Source organism: Silanimonas sp., from assembly GCF_044377035.1.
GTDB lineage: Bacteria > Pseudomonadota > Gammaproteobacteria > Xanthomonadales > Xanthomonadaceae > Silanimonas.
On the sequence record NZ_JBILJW010000015.1, the window covers coordinates 36268 to 60101 of the forward strand.

Genomic DNA, 23834 nt, shown 5'->3' on the forward strand with positions numbered 1-23834 from the left:
CAGCACCCCGCGGCCGCCGGACGTGGCGGCCTCGGCCGTCACATCCGCACCGGCGGCGCGATGGTGCAGCGTTCGAGCATGGCCGCGGCGGAGGCGGCGTTCTCGGCTTCGCCACGCGATTCGCGCAGCAGCTTCACCAGCGTCCAGTTGCGGCGGCACAGCGGGCCGGATTTCGGGCCCAAGGCGATGCTCTGCTTGGCGAGGGCCTCGGCTTCATCGCGGGCCTTGCGCAGCACGGCGAGCTCGGCGCGCCACTGCAGCAGGTCCGGGTCGTCGGGCGTGATGGCGAGCGCCTTCAACAGCTCGCGATCGGCGCGCTGCGGGCGATTCGCCGCTTGGGCCTTTTCGGCGCGCTCGCGCAGGTCCTCGACATGCGGATCGACCAGCGGCGTGACAACCAGCTCGACGCCATCGCGGCCGGCCGCCTGCGTGGCTTCGACGATCTGCGCGTCGGTGAGCGGCGGCGGGCCGGCCGGCACCACGGGGGCCGGCGGCGGGGTGGCGCAACTGGCCAGCAGCAGCGCGCCGCCCAAGATCGCCAGGCCACGAAGCGCCGCGGCATGCATCGGGTTCATCCTGTCCTTCACTCGCCGTCCGCTCCAAAACCGAAGAAATCGAGCAGGCCGCGTTCGACGCAGCTCAGGTGCTCGGCAGGCAGGAAGCCTGCGACAAAAGGATAGCGACGGGCACCGGTGCATTCGGATTCCGTCGTGGCAAATTGCCCCTGCGCGACGTAAGCCCATTCGATACCCTGCTCGCCCGGCTGCAGCGGCGCGCTGGGCAGGGTCGAGAACAGGCCCTGCCAGACGCGCATCGCGCCGGTGGCGCCGTACAGGCCCGTGGCCTCGTTGCGGTCGTTGCCCACCCACACCACGGCGAGGTGGCTGCCGGTGTAGCCCGCGAACCACGAATCGCGGCCGTCGTTGCTGGTGCCGGTCTTGCCCGCGGCGGCGAGGCCCGCCGTTTCGCCGCTGGCCAGCGCGCGGGCGGTGCCGCGGCGGGCGGCGTCCTGCAGCACGAGGGTGACGAGGCGCGCCGCGACGGCATCGCCCTCCTGCGCCTCGTCCTTGCGGCCGTCGTAGCGGGCCACTGGTTCGCCTTCCGGCGAAAGCACGCCGCGCACCGCACGCAGCGGCTGGATGCGACCGCCGGAGGCGAGGAACTGGTAAGCCTGCGCCATGGCATACGGCGAGAGATCGACGCTGCCGAGGATCAGGGAGGGGTTCGGTTCGGCATCGATCTCGGCGAGCGCCTTGAGCAGCGCGACCAGCCGCTCCGGTCCAACATCCATGCCCAGCCGAACCGTGGCCTGGTTGTAGCTGTAGATCAGCGCGTCTTCGAGCGGCAACACGCCATGGCTGCGGCCATCGGAATTCTTCGGCGCCCACTCCTGCCCGTTGGGCAGGCGCATCGACACCGGGCCATCGTCGATCGGCGAAGCCAGCGACCAGCGGCCCGGCTGCGCGAGGGCCAGCAGGTACACCATCGGCTTGAGCAGCGAGCCGACCGGACGCCGCGCATCGAGCGCACGGTTGAAGGCCGGCTGGTTGGCGTTGCGGTCACCGACGATGGCACGCACGTCGCCGGTCTGCGCATCAGTGAGCACCAGTGCAGCCTGCAGCGCCGGTCGGTCGGCCTTGTCCAGCGCACCCAGCGAACGGGCGACGGAGGCTTCCGCATCGCGCTGCGCGGAGGGCGCGAGTGTGGTGTGCACGGTGAGCCCGGCGCCGGTGAGCGCATCCGCGTCGTAATCGCTCGCCAGCTGGCGGCGCACGAGGTCGAGGAAGCCGGGATAACGATTGCGCGCGAGACCGGGGCGCGCGAGCACGCCCAGCGGCTGGCGCCGCGCGGCATCGCGCTGGACCTCGGTGAGCAGGCCGGTGTCGTGGAAGACACCGAGCACGAGGTCGCGACGGGTCTTCGCGCGCTCCGGATGGCGGCGCGGGTCATGGTGCGAGGGGCCCTGCACCATGGCCACCAGCAGCGCGATCTCGTGGGCCTTTAGGTCGGCGACGTCGCGACCGAACCAGAAGCGCGAGGCGGCGCCGACGCCGTGGATGCTCTGCCCACCCTGCTGCCCGAGATAAACCTGGTTGAGGTAGGTCTCGAGGATGCGGCGCTTGTCGAAGCGCGCCTCGATGATCAGCGCGTAAGCCGCTTCCTTGGCCTTGCGGGTCGCGGTCTTGGCATTGCTCAGGAACAGGCTGCGCACGAGCTGCTGGGTCAGCGTGCTGCCGCCCTGTTCGAGTTCGCCTTCCTTGATGTTGACGAACATCGCGCGCAGCACGCCCCACGGGTCGATGCCGATGTGGTGCTTGAAGTTGCGGTCCTCGACGGCCTGCAGGCCGGCCACCAGCAGCGGCGGCGCATCATCGAGGCGGATCAGCTCGCGTTCTTCCTGCTTCGCCCCGTACAGCGTGGCGATGCGCGCCGGATCCAGCATGAAGCCGGGGCCGCCACCGTCGTTGCGGCGCAGGCCGGCGACGCGGCCGTTGGCGAGGCGCACCTCGGCGCGCGCCGGGTCGACCGCGCCGTCGACATCGCGGAAGCCGCGGGTGGCGATGCGGAACACGCCGCCCTCGCGGCTGAAGGTGCCCGGCGTGCGGCCATCGCCTTCACTGAAGGCCGCCGCCTCCAGCTCCTGCTGCAGCGCCGGCACGCTCATCGGCTCCCCTTCGACGAGGGCCAGCGGGCGGGCGAAGACCCGCGTCGGGATCTGCCAGGTCAGGGCCTCGAATTCGGCCCGCACCTCGCGGTCGAGTACCACCCCGACCGGGATGCCGAAGCCAAGGCCGAGGGCCAGCAGGAACAGGGCGCCCCACAGCCCGTAGCGCAGCAGCGGCTTGAAGCGGGCGGTGGCATTAGGGGATGGGCGCGAAACCAAGCGTCAACCAAGCGATAATCCGGGTCCCGCAGTCTAGCGCAGCCCCCCTTGACCCCCGCTTGAACACCGCGACGTTGCCGACGGCACGACATGACCCGATCGGGACGATCGAAGGCGATCCGGGGCAGGGTTGGGACGGACGCCTGCGCGCCGCGCTGGCGGCGAGCGATGCCGCCCTGCTCCTTCTGGTGGCGCCCGGCGTGGCACCGGACGCCTTCACGCTCGCGCAGATGGCCGGGGCCTTGGCCGAGTCGCCCGGCCTCGATGCCGTTAGCCCCGTAGGCGTGCGCGACATCGCGGCCGCATGGGCCCTCGACGACCACGACGACGCCGTGCTGGAGGCCTGGACCTGGGCCCCGCACGTGGCGCTGCCCGCGGCGCCGGATGCGCGTTGCGCGCTGTGGCGCCGCGAAGCGGCCGAGCGCGCGCTGCGCACCAGCCCTGCCACCACGCCAGCGATCCACGGCGCCCGCCTGCCCCACCTCGCCGTGGCACTGGGCGACACCACCGCCGAAGCCCACGACGGAGTGCCGTTCCGGATCGACCCCGAGTGGCGTCCGAACCGCCTCGCGCTGCGGCGTCCGGCCCCCACCGCTGCGGGACGCCGCGGCCGGCCGGTCGTGCTGCATGTGCTCCACGACTGGGGCGGCGGCGTCGCTCGCTTCGTCGCCGACCAGATGCGCGACGACCCGGACGCCGACCACCTCGCCCTCGTCAGCCACGGCGACGAGCGCCGCGGCCACGGCCAACGGATCGCCTTGCATCTCGGCCTCGACACCTGCCCGATCCGCGCCTGGGCCTGCACCCCGGCGGTTGGCGACACCGGCGATACCCACCCCGCCGTGCGCGCGGCCCTCGCCGAAAGCATCGCCAGCTTCGGCGTCTCGGCGGTGCGTGTCTCCTCGCTGATCGGCACCACGCTCGACGTGCTGCGCACCGGCTTGCCGACCACGTTCGTCGTGCACGACCTCTTTCCCTTCTGGCCGGTGCTCGACGACGTCGAACCCCGGCCGCGGTGGGACGCGGCCCGCCTCGCCGAGTTCGCCGAACGGCCGGGTTTCGCTTTCGGCGAGCGCCGTCCCGAGGTCTGGCAAGCGCGCGCCGCCGCCGCCGTCGCGGCGCTGGATGCGGAACACGTGCGCATCGTCGCGCCCTCGACGTTCGCCGCGGAGCGGCTGCGGGGCATGGCGCCGACGCTGTCCAACGCGACGGTCCTGCCGCACGGCCTGCCTCCCTTTGCGGGCGAGGTTCCGTCACGCGAGACGAGGCGTCGCCCCGGCCCGCTTCGCGTGCTGGTTCCCGGACGGCTGAAGGGCGGCAAGGGCGAATGGCTGCTGGAGGCGCTTGTTCCGCTCAGCCCCGCCGGCATCGACTGGTGCTTCGCCGGCGGCGGCGCGCTGGCGGCGCGCTACGCGCAGGCGCTGGGCGGCCGGGCGATCGACGACTACGCAACGGACGAGCTGCCGCGACTGGTCGAGGCATTCGACCCGGACCTCGCCCTGCTGCCCTCCACCCTGCCCGAGACCTTCGGCTACGTCCTTTCCGAAATGCAGGCGCTCGGCGTGCCCGTGCTCGCGGCACAACTCGGCGCGTACGCGGAGCGTGCGGCCGCCGGCGAACCCGGCGTGACGGTCGTACCCGGCACGGCGGCCGCGATCGCCGCGGCCCTCGCCGAGCGCGTGGCGCAGCCGGAACGCCAACCGCGCCCGCGCCCTGTGCCGACGTCGATGGCGGAATCGCGCGCCGGCTGGCGCATGCTCCATCCGCTGCGAACAGCCCGCCCTCGCCTGCTCGGCACCGGCGAGGCCGCCGTGGCCGCCACAACGCAGCACGTCGCCGGCCTGCTGCGCGCCGCTTCCGACGCCCTGGTGCAGGAACGTGACGACGCCTACCGGGCCTACGACCGCGACACCGCGGATCTGATCAGCCAGCGCAGCGCCGCGATGGATCAGACCGATGAACTCCTGCGCGAGCAGGCGCAAGAGCGGGATCGCGTCGCGGAACACATCGCTGCGCTGGAGGCCGACGGTGCAAGGGATCGCGCACAGACTCTCGCCCTTCAAGCCGAAATGGACCGCCTCGAGAGCGAGGCGGCATCGCTCCGCGAATCGACGCTCGAGCTGAAAGGCGAGCGCGACTCGGCCTACCACTACTACGAGCGCGACACCGCCGACCTGATCCGCCAGCGCGATATCGCCCTCAGCCAGCGCGACGCCGCCATGGACCAGCTCGCCGAAGCGCGACGCACCCTCGCCCACCCGCTGCTGCGCATCGTCCTGCGCTTGCGCCGGCATGTCGGCGACGGCTGGGTGGCGGCGCGCTATCGAACCCGCCGCGGCATCGACCTCGCCCTTCGCGGGTTGCGAAGCCTGCACACGCGCGGCGCCGGGGCCACGTGGGCGGCGGTGGTGCGCCGATTCGCGACGACGACGGCCGCGGCACCGGGTGCTGACGAGGCCCCCGACGCACCGCTCGCCTTCGCAACGCCGGCGACGGTGCGCGCCAGCGTGGTCATCCCGGTGCACGGCAAGCTGGACTACACGCTGGCCTGCCTGCGCAGCCTCGTCCAAACCCGCCTGTCGTCCGATGTCGAAGTGATCGTCGTCGACGACGCATCTCCAGACGAATCGGGCAAGGTGCTTTCCGCCATCCCCGGCCTGCGCTACCACCGCAACGCCGCCAACCTCGGCTTCGTCGGCAGCTGCAATGCAGGCGCAGCCATGGCGCGGGGCGAGTTCGTGGTGTTCCTCAACAACGACACCACGCTGACGCCCGGCTGGCTCGAGGCCCTGCTTCGCACGTTTGAGACACACCCGGACACCGGACTCGCCGGCGCGAAGCTGGTCTACCCGGATGGGCGCCTGCAGGAATCCGGCGGCATCGTCTTCTCCGATGGTTCGGGCTGGAACTTCGGGCGTTTCGAAGACCCGAAGCACCCGGCGTACACCTTCGTCCGCGAGGCCGACTACTGCTCCGGGGCCGCGATCGCCCTGCCGAGCGCGCTGTTCAAGCGCCTCGGCGGATTCGATGAGCGGTACGCCCCCGCCTATTACGAAGACACCGACCTCGCGATGAAGGTTCGTGAGGCGGGGCTCAAGGTGCGCGTGCAGCCGGCGTCGATGGTGGTCCACCACGAGGGCATCACCGCCGGCACCGACACCAGCAGCGGGGTGAAGGCCTACCAGGTGCGCAACCAGCAGCGTTTCCTCGAGCGCTGGCGCGACACGCTCCTGCGCCGCCATCCAGCGCCGACGCAGGCCGTGCACTACGCGGCGCAGCATCGCGCCCGTGCCCGCGTGCTCGTCATCGACGCCACGACGCCGATGCCGGATCGCGACTCCGGCTCGGTGCGCCTGTTCGAACTGCTGCGCCTGCTGGTCGACGAGGGCTGTGCCGTGACCTTCTTCCCGGAGAACGGGCTGGACGACGGGCGCTACACGCAGTCGCTTCGCGATCTCGGCGTCGAGGCCTGGACGCATCCGTGGCTCGGCGCGATCCCCGACTGGCTGGCGAAACACGGGCCGCGCTTCCAGCTCGTCATCGTCAGCCGCCACTACATCCTCTCGCCCCTGCTGCCGCTGCTGCGCCGCCATGCGCCGCAGGCGCGCATCGTCTTCGACACCGTCGATCTGCACCACCTTCGCGAGCAGCGCGAAGCGGAAGAACGCAACGACGCCACCCTGCTGCGCGCCGCGGCGCGAACCCGCGCCGACGAGCTGGCGCTGATCGGCAGCGTCGACCGCACCTGGGTGGTGAGCCCGGTAGAGAAGGCCCTGTTGGCGGAGAGCGCACCCGGTGCGGTGGTGGATGTCGTGTCGAACATCCATCGCGTGCGCGGCGCCGGCCCGTCGATGGCCGCTCGGCAAGGCCTGCTCTTCGTCGGTGGCTTCCGCCACCCGCCGAACGTGGACGCTGCGCAGTGGCTTGCCGACGAGATCCTTCCGCGCATCCGCGCGCAGCGGCCGGAGATCACGCTCTCACTGGTCGGGAGCGACGCGCCGGCCTCCGTGCTCGCCCTCGGCGAACGCCCGGGCATCACCGTGCATGGCCATGTGCCCGATCTCGAGCCGCTGATCGACACGCATCGCTTCTCGGTCGCGCCGCTGCGCTACGGCGCCGGCGTGAAGGGCAAGATCAACCAGGCCTTGGCGCATGGCCTGCCGGTGGTGGCAACGCGTTGCGCCGTCGAAGGCATGGGCCTGACCCATGGCATCGACGCCCTGGTGGCGGACGACGCGGAATCACTCGCCGCGACGATTCTCGCCGCCTACGACGACGCGACGCTGTGGCAGCGGCTGGTCGACGGCGGCCTCGCCAACACCGAGCGCGAGTTCTCTCCCGAGCGCGCCCGCACCACGCTGCGCACCATCTTCAACCAGCTGCGCTGACCGCCTCAGCGCCCTTCCGGGCGCGCCGTCTCGGCGCGCTGCAGCCGCTGCGAAAGCATTGCCAACTCCGGCGCCTGCGGGGCGAGGCGCTGCGCTTCCGCGAGCGCGCGGCGGGCCTCGACAAAGGCCCCGCGGCCGATCGCTTCGTCGGCGAGCCCACGCCAGCGGATGGCTTCGGCGCTGTCGGTCGACGAGGGCGTGGCTGGCGAAACTGGGCCTCCAACGCGGCCCACGCCGGACGCGCCGAGGCGGGCTTCGAGTTCGGGCAATTGCAGGTGCGCCGGGTCGATGGCCCGCACTTCGGCCACCAGCGAGTTCGCCGTGTCCGCTTCGCCGCGGTCGAGCGCCACCATGGCGTGCGCCAGCGTCGCGGCCAGCAGGCGACTGCGGCCGTCACGCGCCAACGCATTGTCCGGTTCCCGCTGCAGCACCTGCCGGTAGAGCGCGAGGGCCGCCGTGGGATCGGCGCCCTCCAGGACCGTCGCCCGCTGAAGCACCGCCTCCACCGAAGGCTCCGCACGCGCCAGCAGGGACTGCCGCAGCGTCTCGATGCGCTCACCCGGCATGCCGAGACGAACCGCCCGCGCCAGCGCCTGTTCCGCCTGCGCCGAGTCGCCTGCCGCGACAGCCGTCGCCGCCTGCGCCAAGGACCGTTCGCCCGTCGCGGCCAAGCCCTCGACGATGCGCGGATGGTCTGGTGCACGCGCCTGCGCCGCTTCGAAACGTGACGCCGCGGTGTCGAGATCACCCGTCGCCAGCGCCTGCTCGGCCTGTGAGACGAGACCGGCCAGGGCGGCGTCGGGGAACACGGCGCGGCCGATCGGCTCGCGCAGCAGCAACACGCCGACCAGCAGCGATGCCAAGAGCGCGGCGACCACCGCCCAGCGCGAGGGCCGAACGGTCATCAGCCGACCCGCCGCGCGTCGCGCACGCCCGGCACGGCGGTCAGGCGGGCCAGCAGCTTGGAGAGTTGTTCGAAATCGCTGACCTTCAAGGTGAGCTTGAGGTCGGCGAGGCCGCGGCTGTCGTCACTGCGCGAGGCGACGGCATTGATGTGGATGCCCTCCTGCGCGATCAGCGTGGTGATGTCCTTCAGCAAGGACTTGCGGTCGAGCCCGTGGATGGCGACATCGACGGCATAGGTGCCGCCGGCGCGGCCCCAGGAGACAGGCATGGCGCGGTCCGGATCGCGCGCGACCAGGCGCGAGAGCGCCACGCAGTCGGCGCGATGCACGCTGATGCCTCGGCCCCGCGTCAGATAGCCGGCGATGGCGTCGCCCGGCACCGGCTGGCAGCAGCGTGCGAGCTGCATCAGCAGGTTGCCCACGCCATCGACCACGAAGCTGTCGCTGCGCGCACCGACCTTGTCGCGCGACGCCGCGGCCGGGATGGGCGGCAGCGCCGGGGCCTCCTTCGGCTGCTGCGCCTCATGCAGCGCGCGGCTCACCTGCGCCGGGCTGACATCACCGAGCGACAGCGCGACCAGCAGGTCGTCCTGCGTCGCGAGCCGCAATCGCGGCAGCACCGGCGCGAGGTCGGCGCCGAGCAGGCCGAGGCGACGGAGTTCCTTGTCGAGCAACTCGCGCCCTTCAGCGAGGTTGTGCGCACGATCAAGCTTGTGGAACCACGCGCGCACCTTGTCGCGGGCGCGACCGGTCACGAGGAAACCGCTCGCCGGCTGCAGCCAGTCGCGGCGCGGCGCACCGACCTTGGCCGTCAGGATCTCCACGGCGTCGCCAGTGGCCGGCTTCGAATCGAGGGTGACGATGCGGCCGTTGATCTTCGCGCCGCGGCAGCGGTGCCCCACTTCCGTGTGCACGGCATAGGCGAAATCGAGCACGGTCGCGCCGCGCGGCAGGTCGACCACCTTGCCCTGAGGCGTCAGCACGTAGACGCGGTCCTCGACGAGATCGGCCTTCAGCCCTTCCTGCAGCTTCTGCTCGTCGCCCTCGCTCGAATCGAGCAGCTGGCGCATCCACGCGATCTTGCGTTCGAAGCTCGCATCGGCACCGCCGCCCTCCTTGTAGCGCCAGTGCGCGGCGACGCCGAGTTCGGCCTGCTCGTGCATTTCGCGCGTGCGGATCTGCACCTCGAGCGCGCGGCCCTCGGGGCCGACCACGGCCGTGTGCAGGCTGCGATAGCCGTTCGCTTTCGGGCGGGCAATGTAGTCGTCGAACTCCTTCGCGATCGGCGTCCACACCTGGTGCACGACGCCGAGCGCCGCGTAGCAGGCGGCGACATCGCCGACCAGCACGCGCACGGCGCGGATGTCGTAGAGCTCGCCGAAGGGCACGTCCTTGCGCTGCATCTTCTTCCAGATGCTGTAGATGTGCTTCGGCCGGCCGGCCACGTCGCCGTCGATGCCGGACTCCTGCAACGCCGCGCGCAGCTGCGACTTGACGTCCTCGATGTACTGCTCGCGCGCACCGCGCTTCTCGTCGAGCAGGCGGGCGATGCGCTGATAGGTCTCGGGCTGCTGGAAGCGGAACGCGAGGTCCTCGATCTCCCACTTCAGTTGCCAGATGCCCAGCCGGTTCGCCAGCGGCGCGAGAATGTCGGCAGCAAGCCGCGCGAGTTCGGTGCGCTCGGCTTCGGGCAGGGCCGAGGCGTGGCGAAGCCGGGCCAGCTGCAGGGCCAGCAGCACCGGCACCACGCGCAGGTCGCGGACGATGGCGAGCAGCAGCCGCCTCAGGCCTTCGGCATCGGCACGTCCCTCCGCCCGCGCATGCAGCGCCCACACCTGCTCCGCGGCGCGCACGCCGTCCAGCATGGCCGGCAGCCGGCCGGGCGTCGGTGCGCCCGTGACGTCGGGCGCCTCGGGCCCGAGGGCCACCAAAGCGGTCGCCCAGATCATCTCGCGGTCCGGCGACAGCGCGGCCAGCACCTCGAGCGCGCGGCGGCAGAACACAGCGCCCGGCGAATCACCCGCCGCCGCCGACGCCAGGGCCGGCCATTCGGCCAGGGCGTGCGCAGCGTTGGGCATGGCGGGGGATGCGGGCTTCACGATGCCCCGAGGGTAGACTTCCGCAACGATCCCCCACAACTCGGCCCAACGGATTTCGTCATGCGCCATTTCGCGATCGCCCTGCTCCTTCTCGCCGCACCGCTCGCGGCACAGGCCGCCGACACCCCGCCGCCGGCCATCGAAACGCGGATGGACGACGCAACGAAGCAGCGCACGGGCATCGCCCGGCTGACGCCCGAGGAACTGGCCGCGCTCAACGCCTGGCTCGCCACCGAACCGGCCGCGATGCCTGCGCCGGCCGCTGCACCGGCGCCTGCCCCGGCGCCCGTGGCGGACCGCATCGGATTCAACACGCCCGACCCGGAGGCCGAGGAACCGAGGGTCGAGTCACGCATCGTCGGCACCTTCCGCGGCCTGGCGCCGCGCGCGCAGATCCGCCTCGAGAACGGCCAGGTCTGGCGCTCGGTCGACAGCACCGCGGTGTTCCGCGGCATCACGGCGGAATCGCCGGCCGTCGAGATCACCAAGGGCACGTTCGGAGGCTGGCGCCTGCGCCTCACCGACTATCGCGGCATGGCGAAAGTCGAACGCGTCCGCTGAACCGCCGCCTCCGTTCTCTTCGACTTCGACAAGGAATCCCCATGCGCCACTCCGCCCCCCTTCTCGCCCTCGCACTGTTCACCGTCACCGGAGCCGCTGCGGCGCAGGGCTTTTCGACGGTCGAAGAGCGCATGAGTGCCACCGAGTTCCGCGAAGCCGGCCTCGACACGCTTTCGGAAGCGCAACTGCAGGCGCTCAATGCCTGGCTGCAGCGCGACCGGCGCTGCGTGGCCGCGGATGCGGCGATGGATTCCCGTGGCCTTCGCCCCGAGGCGCTGGACGACGAGGCCGACATCATCTCGACCCTGCCCGGCGCGTTCACCGGCTGGCAGGGCGGCGAGGTCTTCACCCTCGCGAACGGCCAAGTGTGGCGCGCGATCGACCCCGGCAGCGCGCTGCGCGGCGTGAACCTGACGAACCCGCGCGTCACCATCAGCAAAGGCCTGTTCGGCGCGTGGCGCCTGAAGGTCGAGGGCTACAACGCGTCGGTGAAGGTCGAGCGCGTCGAGTAAGCCTCAACGCGTGTTCAGCGCCTCGAGCTGCTTGGCGAGGCGCTTCGCGGACACCGGCCGCTTCGTGCCCAGCTCCTGCGCGAACAGCGAGACGCGCAACTCTTCCAGATCCCAGCGCAAGGTCTGCCAACCCGGTTCCAGCGCGGTGCCTCGGCGGCGCGCGTCATCGATGGCCTTCGCGAAGGGCTGCACCTCGAGCATGCGCTGCTGGTCGCGGGTCGGGTCGCGCAGGGCGCGCTCGGCGCGCAGGGCCAGCGCCTTCAGGTAGCGCGGCAGTTCGTTGAAGGCTTCCGGCGGCGTCTCGCGGACGAAGCCGGGATGCACGAGCCCCGCCAACTGGGCCCGGAGATCATCAAGATTCGCTTTCGCCCACCCCATCACCGGCGCCTCCAGCTTCGGGCGGATCTCGGCGTACTGGCTGAGCGCGGCCTCGGCGATCTTCAAGCGCGCCATCGCCTCGCCGAACAGTTTCTGTTTCACCGCGCCGATCGCTTTGTTGAAGGCCTCGCGGTCGCGGATCGCGGCGAGCGTCACGCCGCCCTGACCGCCATCCAGCAGCGCCGCCAGCGCCTTGGCGACGAGGTCGGCGCGCAGCTGCTCTGCCGTCGCCACCGCGGTGTAGACCATCGCGGTCTTCGGATTCAGCGGCAGCTGCTTGCGGGCCGACTTCACCGCGTCGGCCAGCGCGATTTCCGCCAGCCGAACCACGCCACCGCCATGGGCCTGCGCCGCCGCCTCGCGGTCGGCCAGCACGCGCAGGGCCACGTCATCGCCATCGAGCACCAGCGCCGGGAAGGCCGGCAAACCGCCCGCACCGCTGATTTCGACCGGGATCGGCTCGGCCGGGAACTCGCGCAGGCCCTCGCGGGCAAGACGCTCACCGGCGCGCGCGGCGAACGCCTTTTCGGCCTCCGCGCCGAAGCGGGCCTTCAGCTCGTCGAGCGAGCGCGATTGGCCCAGCACGCGGAAGCGGGTGCCGCGAGAACCCGCCTCCGATGACGCGCCATCGCGGCCCTCCACCTCGCCAAGGCGCAGGTTCATCCGCAGATGCGGCTCCAGTGCGCCCTCGTCGAAGTCGAGCGCCCCCACCTCGACGCCCGTGGCCTTGGCGAGGAAGCGGCCGAGCGCGCCGGGCAGGCTGTCGGCGTCGCCGTTCGGATAGGCCAGCGCAAAGGCGCGGGCGAAATCCGGCGCGGGCACGAAGTTGCGGCGAAGGGCCTTCGGCAGGCCGCGGATCATTTCCGTGGCCTTCTCTTCCACCAGCCCCGGCACCAGCCACGAGAGTCGCGCGGCGTCGAGCGCGGGCAGCAGGTGCAGCGGCACGTCCAGCGTCACGCCGTCTTCGGCGTGGCCGGGCTCGAAGCGGTAATTCAGGGCGAGTCGCGCGTCGCCGAGCGGCAGGAATTTCGGGAAGCGCTCGACGCCGCTGCCCTCGACTGACATCAGGTCGGCCAGCGACCACTCCAGCGCCTTCTTCGCGGCCGGGTCGAGCTTGCCGTACCAGCTCTCTAGAGCCGCGGTGTTGTGCACGTCGGACGGCAGGCGGTCGAGGTACCAACGCACCTGCCAGTCCTCGTCGACGACGAGCCCAGCGCGGCGTTGCTTCGCCTCTTCCTCCTGCGCGCGTTCGAGCGTGGCGAGGTTGCGCTTGACCAGCGGGATGCGGGTGTCGATCTCGCCCGTCGCCAACCCCTGTCGAACAAAAATCTCGCGGGCTTCGTCGGGGTACAGACCGCCGTAGTGCACCGGCTTCTTCGGCAGCAGTACCAGCCCGAACAGGCCGATCTGCTCGGAACCCTGCACCCGGCCCTGCCGCCGCGACCAGTGCGGATCGAAATGCCGGTGCGAGAGCAGGTGCGGCACGGCGTCGATCACCCACTCCGGCTCGATCTTCGCGGCGGTGATGCCCCAGACCTTGGCAGTGTCGAGCAGCGTCGCGCACAGCAACCACGGCGGCGGCTTCTGCGCCAGCGTGGAGGCGGGGAAGAGGCCGAACTTGCGACTGCGCGGGGCCTCGTAGAGCCCCTTCTCCGAGCGATGCCCGGTCTGGAGGGCCAAGCCCGCCAGAAGCGCACGGTGCAGGTCGGCGTAGTCGGCCGGCGCCTCGTTCTGCGCCCATCCCAAGGCCTCGCAGTTGAGGATCAGCTGCCGGTGCAGCTCGCGCCATTCGCGCAGGCGCAGGAAGTTGAGGAATCGCGAACTGCACCAGTCGCGCAGCTTCGACTGCGAGAGGTCTTCGTGCGCAGCGCGGTAGGCATCCCAGAGCTTAAGGATGCTGACGAACTCCGAGCGTTCGTCGGCGAAGGCGGCGTGTGCACGGTCGGCGGCCTCGCGGGCTTCCTGCGGGCGTTCGCGCGGGTCCTGCAGCCCGAGGAAGCTGGCGATGATGATCATCTCGCGCAGCGCGCCGCGCTCCTTGGCCGCGATCAGCATGCGCGCCAGCTTCACGTCGACCGCGAAGGCCGCCATCTGCTTGCCCACCGGCGTCAGCTGGCGGTGCTTGTCGACCGCGCCAAGCTCGGTGAGCTGCTGCCAGCCGTCGGCCACCGCGCGCGGGTCCGGGGCGTCGATGAAGGGGAAGTCCTCCACCCGGCCGAGGCCCAGCGAGAGCATCCGCAGGATCACGCCCGCCAGCGAGGAGCGCAGCAGCTCCGGGTCGGTGTAGCGCGGCCGACTGTTGAAGTCCTGCTCGCTGAAGAGCCGGTAGCAGATGCCCGACGACACGCGCCCACAGCGGCCCTTGCGCTGGTCGGCGCTGGCCTGGGCGATGTCCTCGATGTGCAGGCGGTCGAGCTTCATGCGCGGGCTGTAGCGCTTCACGCGCGCCGTGCCCGGGTCGACCACGTAGCGGATGCGCGGCACCGTCAGCGAGGTCTCGGCCACGTTCGTAGCCAGAACGATCCGCCGCTTCGGCCCCGGATTGAACACGCGGTCCTGGTCCTTGGCCGAAAGCCGCGCATACAGCGGCAGCACTTCGGTTTCGCGGTACTTGCGACGCTCCAACAGGTGGTGCACCTCGCGGATCTCGCGCTCGCCCGGCAGGAACAGCAGCACGTCGCCGCGCGCATCCTCCCGCGTGATCTCATCGCAAGCGGCCAGCAGGCCCTCGTAAAGCGACTTCTCGGCATCGGGCTTCGAGGCGACGTCGGCGTTGGTGTCCTCGAGCGGCCGGTAGCGCACTTCCACCGGGTAGCTGCGGCCTTCGACGCTGATCACCGGCGCGCCGTCGAAGTGCATCGCGAAGCGCTCGGTGTCGATCGTCGCCGAGGTCACGATCAGCTTGAGGTCGCGGCGCTTGCGCAGCAGGCCCTTCAGATACCCCAAGAGAAAGTCGATGTTCAGCGAGCGCTCGTGCGCTTCGTCGACGATGATCGTGTCGTAGGCCGAGAGGTAGCGGTCCTTCTGGATCTCGGCCAGCAGGATGCCGTCGGTCATGAACTTGACCAGCGTGTCCTCGCCCACCTGCTCGGTGAAGCGCACCTGCCAGCCGACCTCCTTGCCCAGCGGCACCTGCAGTTCCTCGGCCACGCGCTTGGCCACCGCGCGCGCGGCGATGCGGCGCGGCTGCGTGCAGCCGATCAGGCCGGCGGCGCCGCGGCCGGCGGCGAGGCAGAGCTTGGGCAGCTGAGTGGTCTTGCCCGAACCGGTTTCGCCGGCGATGACGACGACCTGGTGCTTCTGGATCAGTTCGACGATCGCGTCGGCCTCGCGGCCGATCGGCAGTTCGGTGTCGATGCGCGGCTCGGGCAAGCGGGCCTCGCGAGCGGCGAAGGCCTCGCGCGAGCGGGCTAGCGCCTGTTCCAGCGCCTGCTGCGCCGCCGCCCTCGCCTCGCCTTTCGATTCCGCCAGCCGCTTCTGCAGGCGCAGCAGCGCGCCGCGGTCCTTGGCGAGGACGCGGTCCAGCGGGTCGGGGCGCACGGCGCGGGGCGCGGGCGCGGCTGGAGTTTCGGCGGGCTCGCGCATGGGGCGCGCAGTGTAGCGCCTGCATTCCGATCGGACCGGGCCACTGACGGAACGCGGCCCACGGCGTCGACGCCGTGCGGAAACATCGTCAACGACCGCTGCTGCTCCAACCGCACCGCACATTCAGAACGGCGCTCCGGCCTGCACCAGCGGTCGGGCCAGCCGCCGAGCATTCCCCCGCCCGGCGACCTCCACCGGGACGTCAGCACCCACGGCGGGTGCACAACGAGGACAACAACGATGAACCTCACGATCCGAAGGGCGGTCACCGCCCTTCTCCTGGCCTACCTTCCCGCCTCGGCGGCCATGGCCCTGCCCCCAGGCTTTCACCGCGCCGCGGCGGGCCACCTGGTGGGTGAATTCCGGGTCCCCGCGCCTGACGGAACCACCTTGCAGACGCTGGTCTATCTGCCCGGCACAGGGCCCGGCCCATGGCCGACCCTGGTCACCCGCAGTCCCTACGACCTGCCGCTCACGCCGGTAAGCGGCTTTCCGGAAGAGCACCCGAACGCGGACATCGAGGCCGACGAGAAGGACGTCGGCTGGACGGAAGCCACCGACCGGGGCTACGCCCTCGTGATCCAGTTCGTCCGCGGCCGCAACGAATCCGATGGCACGTTCAGCCTCTTCCTTGACGAGCGCGCCGATGGCGATGCCCTGCTGCGCTGGGTCGAGGCCCAACCGTGGTCCAACGACCGGCTCGGGGTCTTCGGCGACTCGGCGAGCGGCGTGGCCGCGCTGCAAGCCGCCGCCAGCGGCAGGCCGTCGGTCCGTGCCATCTATGCGCAGGCGACCAGCCCGGACTTCCTCGGCGGCGTGATCTTCCCGGATCGCGCCATCAAATGGGAGGCGCTGCTTCCGTTCGTCCTGTCGCAGTCGCTCGACAGCAGCGAGGACCATGAGGCTCGCTTGGGCATCGACGACACCGAACTCGAGGCGCTGAAAGAGATGGCGGGCGAGGGCCTTGAGGACCTGTTCGAGGCGCTCGAGGAGGGCGATGCCTCCACCTCTGAGTGGTGGACCACGCCGCCCGTCGCCGATTTCCCGATCGTCAGCGACCTCCAGCCACGCTGGCCGGACTTGCTGGCCGCTCGCACCAGGACGCCGCTTCTGGAGGCGGGGAATGTCACCCGTCGGCTTCGAGCGCCGGTGCTCCAGGTCGGGCTGTGGCACGACTTCTTCCACGACAGCGCGATCGAGGCGTGGAACCAGCGCGGCATCTCGGGCCTGGGCCGGAATGATCGGCTGATCATGCTCGACGGGACCCACTACGACGTGGACGAGCCGGAACTCTGGCCGATCCGCCCGATGTTCACCTGGTTCGACTTCTGGCTGAAGCAGCGCTGGAACGACGTGACGCGGTGGCCGAAGGTGCAGTTCGCCTGGGCCGGTGAAGGTGCGGAGTCGGTGGTGGGAAGCGCGCTTTGGCCGATCCCGGCGCGGCCCATCATCGCGGAACTGCAGGCGCCGACGGCCACGATCCAGATCGACCCGGCGAAGCCGGTGCCGACACTCGGCGGCAACCACCTCATCGCCCCGGCCGGGATGCTGGACCAGTCACCGCTGCTCGATCGAACGGACATCGGCCTGCTGCAGGGCGCCCCCCTGTCCAGGACGCTGCCGATCGCCGGGCCGATCCAGGCCACGATCCGCCTCAAGAGCATCTACAGCGGGCCACTGGTGGTGAAACTCGTCGACGTTCGGCCCGACGGCGAGGTCCGGCTGGTGCGCGAAACGCCGGTCACACGGGCCCACGGGCGGGTCATCGACGTGCGCTTCTCGCCGATCGCCTATCGTTTCGACGCCGGCAGCAGGCCCGGCCTGATGATCGCGGGAAGCAGCTTCCCCGCATGGATCTTCGAGCGACCCGCCACCGGGACCGTGGACGTCGCCGGAGCACGGCTGGTCATGCCGGATGCCTCGTTGGCACGCCTTCCGCGCCCGCAGCGGCGCTGCGAGACGGTGACGGGCGATGAACAGCGTGCTCGCGAGCAACGCGACGCGGGCTGTCCGACGCCCTGAACAACGCGAACGACGGGCGGCGATGGCCGCCCGTCAATCGCCGGACGGGCTATCCCGCACGAAATCAACCCCGAGCTTGTCTTTCACGACCGACAGCCGTCGCCGGCTGATCGGCACCTTGGTCTGGTCGGACATCAGGCAGTACCAACCGCTGGCCGAACGCCGCACGCGCCGGACGTGACTCAGGGCGACCCAGAACGAGCGGTGCACGCGAAGGCCGCGGTCGCCCATTTCGGCTTCGATTTCGGCGATCGTGCCGAGCAGGGTGGTGCTGCCGAGCGTGGTCCGCAGCTGGAGGTAGTGCAGGTCGGACCGCGCGAAGACCAGATCGGTCCCGATTGCGGCAGGAATCCGCGCCAGCAGCGGTTTCGAAAGGGCCGACAGCGTGCCGGACGTGGCCTCGGGCTGCGGCTCCGGCTCGGACACAGCGGATGCGGGCGGGGAATCGGCGACCGTGTCCCGCGCACCGACGGCGGCGAAGGTCGGTGGCACATTGAGGATCGCCCAGCTCGTCAGATAGGCCGGCGCGAGCTGCAGCCACTCGGCAACGAGCGCGAACACGCCACCGCTCTGCTCGAGGGCATCCAGCCATCCGTCCGCGGGATCTTCACCGGGCGACGGGAAAACCGCCTCCAGCCCCAGCGACAAGGGCGCGAACACCAGGCTGCCGATGAGCCCCCCGACAAACAGCTGGAACAGCGGCGGGCGGGCGGCGATCGCGCGGAAACCGCCCAGCCACCACGTGGCGGCGATGGCGACGCCCAGACCCAGTGCGACTTGCACGAACCACACCAGGAACGCCGCGACCGGCGGAAGGCCCAGGGCGACGTCCGAGTCGGTCCGCATGAGCAGAAGGGCGAGAACGCAGGACACCGCGATCCACCAGACCCAGACCTTCAATCGCGGCATGTCGAACCCCCTCGCATCGCAGGGGCGGAAGTATAGGCGCACGCGGAGCGGGCACCGGTCCTCGTCCCTTGTTCCGTGGGCCTCGGCACGACGTCCACGAACCGGAGGATCTCACCTTCCCGAGTCGCCCCCGCCGGCCTTGGCTTCGACGAACTCCGGGGTGAGCGGCAACGCAAGACGCGCCAACCGCTTACCGGCCTCGATGCGACCGAAGGAGGCGAGACAGGCCTCCTTGCTTCGGCGGCGTACGGGCGCATCGACGCGCTCGCGGCGCCGTCCGTCGCCCTCGTCACGGAGGAGGCGCCTCACGTCGCGTGCGAGCACGTCGGTGAGCGCATAGGCATCACCGAGCCGCGATGGCGTTGCATCGGTGGTGAAGGCATTGGCACCCTGCGCCCAGCGGAACTCGAGAACGCGGGCCCCATCCGCCGCGCTGGCGACGACATCCGCGCTGAGTCCGCCCATGCCCGCGGGCAGCCTCGGGGTGAACGGGATCGGGGAGAGCGCCCCTACAACCAACGATGCTCCCGCCACGCCACGGTTCGTCAAGCCGACGCCGGTGACTTCGCTCCTGAGCACGATGTCCGCCGGCTGCTCCGCGGCGACGACCTCGAAGAATTCCGAGGTCGTCGTGCACAGGGCGCGCCCCACGCCCGCCAGGATCACCTCGCGCTCGCGGGGGGACAAGGCCGTGTCGGCGCCGTCCGCGAAGCGAGGCGGCGCGACATGGAGGGTCTTCGCTTGGGCGATCGCGGCGCGGTCGATACGTTGCTGCCGCGACGACTGGGGGCGGTCCCGCTCGACCTCCAGTCGAACGTCCGAGGCGATCAGGCTTCCCGCCCCCCCTTTCGGGGCCGTGGCGCAGCCGGAAAGGATCGCAGCCATCGAGAGGAGGATCAGGGGAGTCACGCGGAACAAGGAAGAATGGCTCATGGCAATGGCCTCGCTGGGGGTCGCCGAAGCTTCATCGGCTCCTGCTTGATGCGCTATTGCCAAGCGCTGCAACCCAGCTATGCGACCTTGCCTTGGGGAGGGAGGCCGCGTCAGCCGACCCGCACCGGCGCCAATTCGCGCTCCAACTCGGCGGCAAGGAAATCGAAGACCACCTTGATCGCAGGGTTGCCGCGGATCTCGTTGTGGACGACGAGCCAGACCGGCATCGTCGGCCCCACCTCGGGAATCAGTTGAACCAGCGACGGATCCCTCTTGGCGACCTTGTCGGCGAGGAACCCGATCCCCAGCCCCGCCCGGACCAGTTGCCACACCACCAGGGGATCGTCGGTCCTCACCGCAAAGCTCTCGCGCGTGGCCGGGATGCCACCCGCCGCGAATCCCCGCAGGATCACATCGTCATCGATCAGCCCGATGAGGTCGTGCTGGAGCAGCTCCGGCGGCGCGACCGGCTGGCCGCGACGCAGGACGTAGTCACGGGACGCATAGGCGCCGATCTTGGACGTCCCCAGCTTGCGGGCGATCAAGCTGCCCTGCTCGGGCATCACCATCCGGACCGCGATGTCCGCCTCCCGGCGGAGCAGGTTCGCCACCGTGTCGGTGGCCTGGAGCTCCACCTGGATCTGCGGGTTCGCGGCCCTCAACCTGCCGATGATCTCGGGCAGGACGACGAAAGCCATGGTCTGGCTGGCGCTGATCCGCACCGACCCGGAGACATTCTGGCGGGTGCCGGCAATCGCGCGGGCGACGCCGTGCGCACCCTCCGCCATCCGCTGCGCGTCCTCGGCGATCCGGTACGCCACCCGAGTGGGCGCAAGGCCACGGCCGGTACGCTCGAACAGCGCACATCCCAGCTGTGCTTCCAACTGCGCGACATGCCTCCCGATCGTGGGCTGGGACGCATGAAGACGCCTCGACGCCCCCAGGAGGCTCCCGGCCTCCATCACGGCAAGGAAGGACCGGATCAGGGTCCAATCGAAATCCGGCTCACTCACTGGACGATGCCTCGACGCACTGCCATGCATCGAGCATAGATGATCCGCTGCGCTGTTCACCTTCACGCGAGCGGATCCCGTCGGGTGCTCGCCTCGTCGGCCACTTCGGCAGTCCTGCAATCCAGCCATGCACGTTTTTGGCTTGATCCCCCTCGATAGCCCAAGCGAGGCTCGATGCCCTCGAAGCTGCAAGGGATGAGGTGTGTCCATGTTTCCCACAGACAACGGCCGCGGGCGCCGACCGAGGACCGCCGCCGGCATCCTTCTCGCCACGTTGTTGTGCGGATGTGCATCGAACGGCCCGATGGCGCCGGCATCGGAACTCGTCACCAGCGGATGGAGCGACCCCGCCGCCCTGGCGCCCGTCGGCGATTTCGATGCCTACGTGGCGGCGGTCAGAACAGAACTTCGCGCCCATCGAGTGCCCTTCGACCCGTCGATGGCCGAGGCTGAACTCGCGTCGGTGGCGCCCTTCCGCAGGCCACCCGCCCCGGGATGCGGGGCCGCGACACCACGAGGCATCGCGATCCTCGTCCACGGGTTGTCCGACACCGCGTTCGCCATGCGCGATCTCGCCGAGTCGCTGTCCCGCCAATGCTTCGAGGCACGCGTCCTTCTGCTGCCCGGGCATGGGACCCGCCCCGCAGACCTGATGGTCGTCGACGAAAAGGACTGGGTCGGGCACGTCCAAGCCGCCGTGCTGCAAGCAGGGCGGGAAAACGATGTCGTCGTGGTGGCCGGCTTTTCGCTCGGCGCGGCGCTTGCGGTCACCGTCGCCACCGAATCCCCCGGGAGTGTCGATGCAGTGATCGGGGTCTCGCCCGCCTACCGCATCAGTTCGTCCCTCCTCGCCCGTCAAGCGCGATGGCTCTCCGCCTTCCGCCCATGGCTCGACTCAGGCCCACGGGAAGAATTCGCGAGGTACGAGGCGATGCCGACGCGCGGCATCGCCTCCACCATGGCGCTCCTCAGCAGAATGGAGTCCGGCCTGAAGGGGAAAGGGGCGTTCCAGTCCCCCTGGATGGTGGTCCAGAGCGAGGACGACGAGGTGATCGATGTCGCCGGGAATAGGCGCATCTTCGCAGCCAGGGCCGTCGATCCCCGGAGCGTGTTCCTGAACTACTTCTCCGCGGAGCCGGAGGACCGAACGGACGAGCGCGTGATCTGGCTTCCCGCGGCCGACGTCGCGTCGCGGGTGGCGGGACTCTCGCACCTCGCCCTTCATATCGCCCCCGGCAATCCGCACTACGGGCTCGAAGGCACCTACCGGAACTGCGGCAGCGCCCCGTTCCGGGCAGAGGCCGACGTGCAGGCCTGCAAGCAGTCGGCGCGCGTCTGGTACGGCACCGGACGGCAGTCTCCCCCGCCCGGCGAGGCCGGCGCGCGAGCAACGTTCAATCCCCATTTCCCGGATCTGGAGCGCCGCATCGGCGGCTTCCTCGCGGAGATCGATGGCCGGCAGGTGGACCGCGTGGCGTCCTCGCCGGAAGGGTCGGGGCGTGCCGACCATGCGCATTGGACGCTGCGACGGCGCTAGTCCAGAACGGTTGACGCACGCGCCCCACCCTCGAGCACCGGAGTCCCCATGTCGATCCATGATCCTTCCCGCGCCGCCGATGCACCGCCGCGGAGCCTCCTTCTGATGGCGGGCCTCGTCCTGCTGGTGCAAGGCTTAAGCATCTTCGCCCCGATGGCCGTGCTCGGCGGCGCGATCCAGTGGCCGGACAGCCTCGACTTCCCGCCATCGCAGATGCTTCCGCTGCTTCGGGAGCAACTCGATGCCGTGCGGCTGGGCTACGGGCTCTACCTCGGGTATTCGCTGCTGTTCCTCGTGACCGGCGTGGTGACAGTGCGACTGGCGGCGCGCCCGGGCCCGCTCGGCGCGCTGGCGCTCATCGCCGTCGCCGCCGCCGCGGTCTCCGCCTTGGCGCGAGGGATCGGCATCCTGCGCTGGCTGACCGGCAGCGGCGCGCTGGCCGACGCGCATGCCGCCCCCGGCCTGTCGGCGGAGGGCCGCGCCGCGATCGAGACGATGCAGGCCGCCCTCAACGCTTGGGGCGGTGCGATTGGCGAGGCCTTGGGCGTCGCGGCCTTCGCCGCGATCTGGGCCATCGCGACGGGTCTGGTGATCCTGCGCGACCGGCAGCTGCCCGCGTGGGCAGGGCTTGCGGGGCTCGTGGCCGGCATCATCGTCGCCTTGCCGGCACTCGAACTCTTCGGCATCGCGCCACCGGTCTCGATCGTGCTGTCCACGACCGGGCTGCAGCTCTGGTTCATGGCCCTCGGGCTGCTGTTCCTCTGGCGCGCCCTGCGCCGGACCGCTTGAGGGCGGCCGCCATGCTGCTCCACCACTCGAAGGCAGAGAGGCCCCACGATATCCAGGCGAGCCTCGTGGTCCTCGCTACTGTCGAGTGACTGCGACAGGACGAACGGAAGCAGCGCCTCCCACTTGATGGCGGGATCCGGGAAGATCTCGCCGCCGCGGAAGTCCGGGCTGGTGGCCTGCGCATCGCTGCACATAGATGGAACCGACCGACGTCCGCGCCCGTGGGCAGCTGCGCAGAAAAGGGTCGAGCGAAGGCGCGCACCACACCCACCGCCAAGCCCTGCGGTTGGCAGTGCCCATCGAAACAGGCCCATGGCGGCATGTCGAACAACGGCATCACGATCTCGGCCCGAGGCACCGGATCCGGAAGTCGCGCCGTCGAGGCGCTGCCGGCCGATGCCATGCCAAGGGCGAAAAGCAGAAAGGCGACAGGCCTGACCATAGCCCGTAGGTATGCCTGAAGCGATTGGTGGGCCGTGATGGATTCGAACCATCGACCAACTAGTTAAAAGCCAGCTGCTCTACCGACTGAGCTAACGGCCCACCGAAACCTGTCCCGTCATCGCGACGGGGCGCGAAGTCTACCGCAAGCCCGGGCGCTTGGCAGCGCGGCGGGCCACCGCGTTCAGCGCGGCTGGTAGCGAGTCGTGTCCGGCGCGCCGGCCTTCACGAAGCCCTCGGCCCGAAGCCGGCAGGCGTCGCAGCGGCCGCAGGCACGGCCCTCGGCGTCGGCCTGGTAGCAGCTCACGGTCTGGGCGAAATCCACGCCAAGGCGCAGGCCCTCGACGACGATGTCGGCCTTCGACATCGCGATCAGCGGCGCGTGCACCTTCAACCCGCCCTCTTCCACCCCGGCCTTGGTGGCGAGGTTGGCGAGGCGTTCGAACGCGGCGATGAACTCGGGGCGGCAGTCCGGGTACCCGGAGTAATCCACGGCATTGACGCCGCAGAACAGGTCGCGGGCGCCGAGCACTTCGGCCCAGCCCAGCGCCACCGACAGCATGATGGTGTTGCGCGCCGGCACGTAGGTGACGGGAATGCCCTCGCTGGGGCTCTCCGGCACGTCGATGTCGGCGGTCAGCGCCGAACCGCCGATGCTGCGCAGGTCCACCTCGACCACCTTGTGGGCCACCGCGCCCAAGCTCGCCGCGTTGCGCGCCGCCGCGTCGAGTTCCGCGGAATGCCGCTGGCCGTAACGCACCGACAGCGCATAGGTCTCGAAGCCTCGCGCACGGGCGATAGCCAGCACCACGGCCGAGTCCATGCCGCCGGAGACGAGCACGACTGCGCGCTTGCCGCGACCGTCCTGCGCCATCGAG

At 70.6% G+C, this 23834-nt stretch carries 15 protein-coding genes, 1 tRNA gene and 1 pseudogene; 7 read left to right on the forward strand and 10 right to left on the reverse strand.

What is annotated here, in order from left to right:
• Positions 1 to 38: 38 nt before the first annotated feature.
• Together ACIQ6S_RS09735 and mrcB are read right to left on the reverse strand one after the other, a co-directional pair.
• Positions 39 to 575 carry a tetratricopeptide repeat protein gene (locus tag ACIQ6S_RS09735; RefSeq protein WP_397608190.1) on the reverse strand — a complete coding sequence of 179 codons (537 nt, stop codon included), beginning with the start codon at positions 573 to 575 and terminating at the stop codon, positions 39 to 41.
• Between the two features lie 8 nt (positions 576 to 583).
• Positions 584 to 2884, reverse strand: a complete 2301-nt coding sequence (gene mrcB / locus ACIQ6S_RS09740) for a penicillin-binding protein 1B (protein WP_397608191.1) — start codon at positions 2882 to 2884, stop codon at positions 584 to 586.
• Positions 2885 to 4068: 1184 nt separating this feature from the next.
• Between mrcB and ACIQ6S_RS09745 the strand changes: the two are divergent.
• Both ACIQ6S_RS09745 and ACIQ6S_RS09750 read left to right on the forward strand, forming a co-directional pair.
• Positions 4069 to 4572: pseudogene (locus ACIQ6S_RS09745) on the forward strand (glycosyltransferase); the annotation flags it as partial.
• Between the two features lie 621 nt (positions 4573 to 5193).
• Complete coding sequence (locus ACIQ6S_RS09750; protein ID WP_397608221.1) at positions 5194 to 7272, forward strand: glycosyltransferase; 2079 nt, start codon at positions 5194 to 5196, stop codon at positions 7270 to 7272.
• A gap of 5 nt (positions 7273 to 7277) precedes the next feature.
• On the opposite strand, the gene ACIQ6S_RS09755 is transcribed toward ACIQ6S_RS09750, so the two are convergent.
• Together ACIQ6S_RS09755 and ACIQ6S_RS09760 are read right to left on the reverse strand one after the other, a co-directional pair.
• On the reverse strand, positions 7278 to 8177 hold the full coding sequence (locus ACIQ6S_RS09755; protein ID WP_397608192.1) for a hypothetical protein: 900 nt from the start codon (positions 8175 to 8177) through the stop codon (positions 7278 to 7280).
• A complete protein-coding gene (locus ACIQ6S_RS09760; protein WP_397608193.1) occupies positions 8177 to 10255 on the reverse strand; it encodes a RelA/SpoT family protein in 2079 nt (692 codons plus the stop codon). Before ACIQ6S_RS09760 ends, ACIQ6S_RS09755 begins: the two co-directional genes overlap by 1 nt.
• An 81-nt stretch (positions 10256 to 10336) precedes the next feature.
• Between ACIQ6S_RS09760 and ACIQ6S_RS09765 the strand changes: the two genes are divergently transcribed.
• Positions 10337 to 10837 carry a hypothetical protein gene (locus tag ACIQ6S_RS09765; protein ID WP_397608194.1) on the forward strand — a complete coding sequence of 167 codons (501 nt, stop codon included), beginning with the start codon at positions 10337 to 10339 and terminating at the stop codon, positions 10835 to 10837.
• A 41-nt stretch (positions 10838 to 10878) separates the two neighbouring features.
• Positions 10879 to 11349, forward strand: a complete 471-nt coding sequence (locus ACIQ6S_RS09770; RefSeq protein ID WP_397608195.1) for a hypothetical protein — start codon at positions 10879 to 10881, stop codon at positions 11347 to 11349.
• Between the two features lie 3 nt (positions 11350 to 11352).
• Here ACIQ6S_RS09770 and hrpA read toward each other — a convergent pair whose 3' ends face one another.
• On the reverse strand, positions 11353 to 15312 hold the full coding sequence (hrpA, locus tag ACIQ6S_RS09775) for an ATP-dependent RNA helicase HrpA (RefSeq protein ID WP_397608196.1): 3960 nt from the start codon (positions 15310 to 15312) through the stop codon (positions 11353 to 11355).
• Between the two features lie 240 nt (positions 15313 to 15552).
• On the opposite strand from hrpA, the gene ACIQ6S_RS09780 reads away from it, so the two are divergent.
• A complete protein-coding gene (locus ACIQ6S_RS09780) occupies positions 15553 to 17334 on the forward strand; it encodes a CocE/NonD family hydrolase (protein ID WP_397608197.1) in 1782 nt (593 codons plus the stop codon).
• Positions 17335 to 17367: 33 nt separating this feature from the next.
• Here ACIQ6S_RS09780 and ACIQ6S_RS09785 read toward each other — a convergent pair whose 3' ends face one another.
• The 3 genes from ACIQ6S_RS09785 to ACIQ6S_RS09795 all read right to left on the reverse strand — a co-directional run bounded on the left by ACIQ6S_RS09785 (position 17368) and on the right by ACIQ6S_RS09795 (position 20189).
• Positions 17368 to 18243 (reverse strand): LytTR family DNA-binding domain-containing protein, encoded by an 876-nt coding sequence (locus ACIQ6S_RS09785; RefSeq protein ID WP_397608198.1) that lies wholly within the window; start codon positions 18241 to 18243, stop codon positions 17368 to 17370.
• 111 nt (positions 18244 to 18354) lie between these two features.
• The gene (locus ACIQ6S_RS09790; RefSeq protein WP_397608199.1) at positions 18355 to 19128 is read right to left on the reverse strand and encodes a DUF3313 family protein; all 774 of its coding nucleotides are present in this window, start codon (positions 19126 to 19128) and stop codon (positions 18355 to 18357) included.
• A 158-nt stretch (positions 19129 to 19286) separates the two neighbouring features.
• Positions 19287 to 20189, reverse strand: coding sequence for a LysR family transcriptional regulator (locus tag ACIQ6S_RS09795; RefSeq protein WP_297876652.1), 903 nt, complete (start codon positions 20187 to 20189; stop codon positions 19287 to 19289).
• A gap of 304 nt (positions 20190 to 20493) precedes the next feature.
• On the opposite strand from ACIQ6S_RS09795, the gene ACIQ6S_RS09800 reads away from it, so the two are divergent.
• Both ACIQ6S_RS09800 and ACIQ6S_RS09805 read left to right on the forward strand, forming a co-directional pair.
• Positions 20494 to 21726, forward strand: a complete 1233-nt coding sequence (locus ACIQ6S_RS09800; protein WP_397608200.1) for an alpha/beta hydrolase — start codon at positions 20494 to 20496, stop codon at positions 21724 to 21726.
• 48 nt (positions 21727 to 21774) lie between these two features.
• The gene (locus tag ACIQ6S_RS09805) at positions 21775 to 22515 is read left to right on the forward strand and encodes a DUF4386 family protein (protein WP_397608201.1); all 741 of its coding nucleotides are present in this window, start codon (positions 21775 to 21777) and stop codon (positions 22513 to 22515) included.
• A 467-nt stretch (positions 22516 to 22982) separates the two neighbouring features.
• Here the strand turns inward: ACIQ6S_RS09805 and ACIQ6S_RS09810 are convergent.
• Both ACIQ6S_RS09810 and queC read right to left on the reverse strand, forming a co-directional pair.
• A tRNA-Lys gene (locus tag ACIQ6S_RS09810) sits at positions 22983 to 23058 on the reverse strand.
• Between the two features lie 82 nt (positions 23059 to 23140).
• The gene (queC, locus tag ACIQ6S_RS09815) at positions 23141 to 23830 is read right to left on the reverse strand and encodes a 7-cyano-7-deazaguanine synthase QueC (protein WP_297865882.1); all 690 of its coding nucleotides are present in this window, start codon (positions 23828 to 23830) and stop codon (positions 23141 to 23143) included.
• Positions 23831 to 23834: the final 4 nt, after the last annotated feature.

Excerpts from the sequence above, each read along its gene's own strand:
- ACIQ6S_RS09735 (WP_397608190.1), bottom strand. The coding sequence starts at position 575 with ATGAACCCGATGCATGCCGCGGCGCTTCGTGGCCTGGCGATCTTGGGC.
- ACIQ6S_RS09755 (WP_397608192.1), bottom strand. The coding sequence starts at position 8,177 with ATGACCGTTCGGCCCTCGCGCTGGGCGGTGGTCGCCGCGCTCTTGGCA.
- ACIQ6S_RS09760 (WP_397608193.1), bottom strand. The coding sequence starts at position 10,255 with ATGCCCAACGCTGCGCACGCCCTGGCCGAATGGCCGGCCCTGGCGTCG.
- ACIQ6S_RS09765 (WP_397608194.1), top strand. The coding sequence starts at position 10,337 with ATGCGCCATTTCGCGATCGCCCTGCTCCTTCTCGCCGCACCGCTCGCG.
- ACIQ6S_RS09770 (WP_397608195.1), top strand. The coding sequence starts at position 10,879 with ATGCGCCACTCCGCCCCCCTTCTCGCCCTCGCACTGTTCACCGTCACC.
- hrpA (WP_397608196.1), bottom strand. The coding sequence starts at position 15,312 with ATGCGCGAGCCCGCCGAAACTCCAGCCGCGCCCGCGCCCCGCGCCGTG.
- ACIQ6S_RS09780 (WP_397608197.1), top strand. The coding sequence starts at position 15,553 with ATGAACCTCACGATCCGAAGGGCGGTCACCGCCCTTCTCCTGGCCTAC.
- ACIQ6S_RS09785 (WP_397608198.1), bottom strand. The coding sequence starts at position 18,243 with ATGCCGCGATTGAAGGTCTGGGTCTGGTGGATCGCGGTGTCCTGCGTT.
- ACIQ6S_RS09790 (WP_397608199.1), bottom strand. The coding sequence starts at position 19,128 with ATGGCTGCGATCCTTTCCGGCTGCGCCACGGCCCCGAAAGGGGGGGCG.
- ACIQ6S_RS09800 (WP_397608200.1), top strand. The coding sequence starts at position 20,494 with ATGGCGCCGGCATCGGAACTCGTCACCAGCGGATGGAGCGACCCCGCC.
- ACIQ6S_RS09805 (WP_397608201.1), top strand. The coding sequence starts at position 21,775 with ATGTCGATCCATGATCCTTCCCGCGCCGCCGATGCACCGCCGCGGAGC.
- queC (WP_297865882.1), bottom strand. The coding sequence starts at position 23,830 with ATGGCGCAGGACGGTCGCGGCAAGCGCGCAGTCGTGCTCGTCTCCGGC.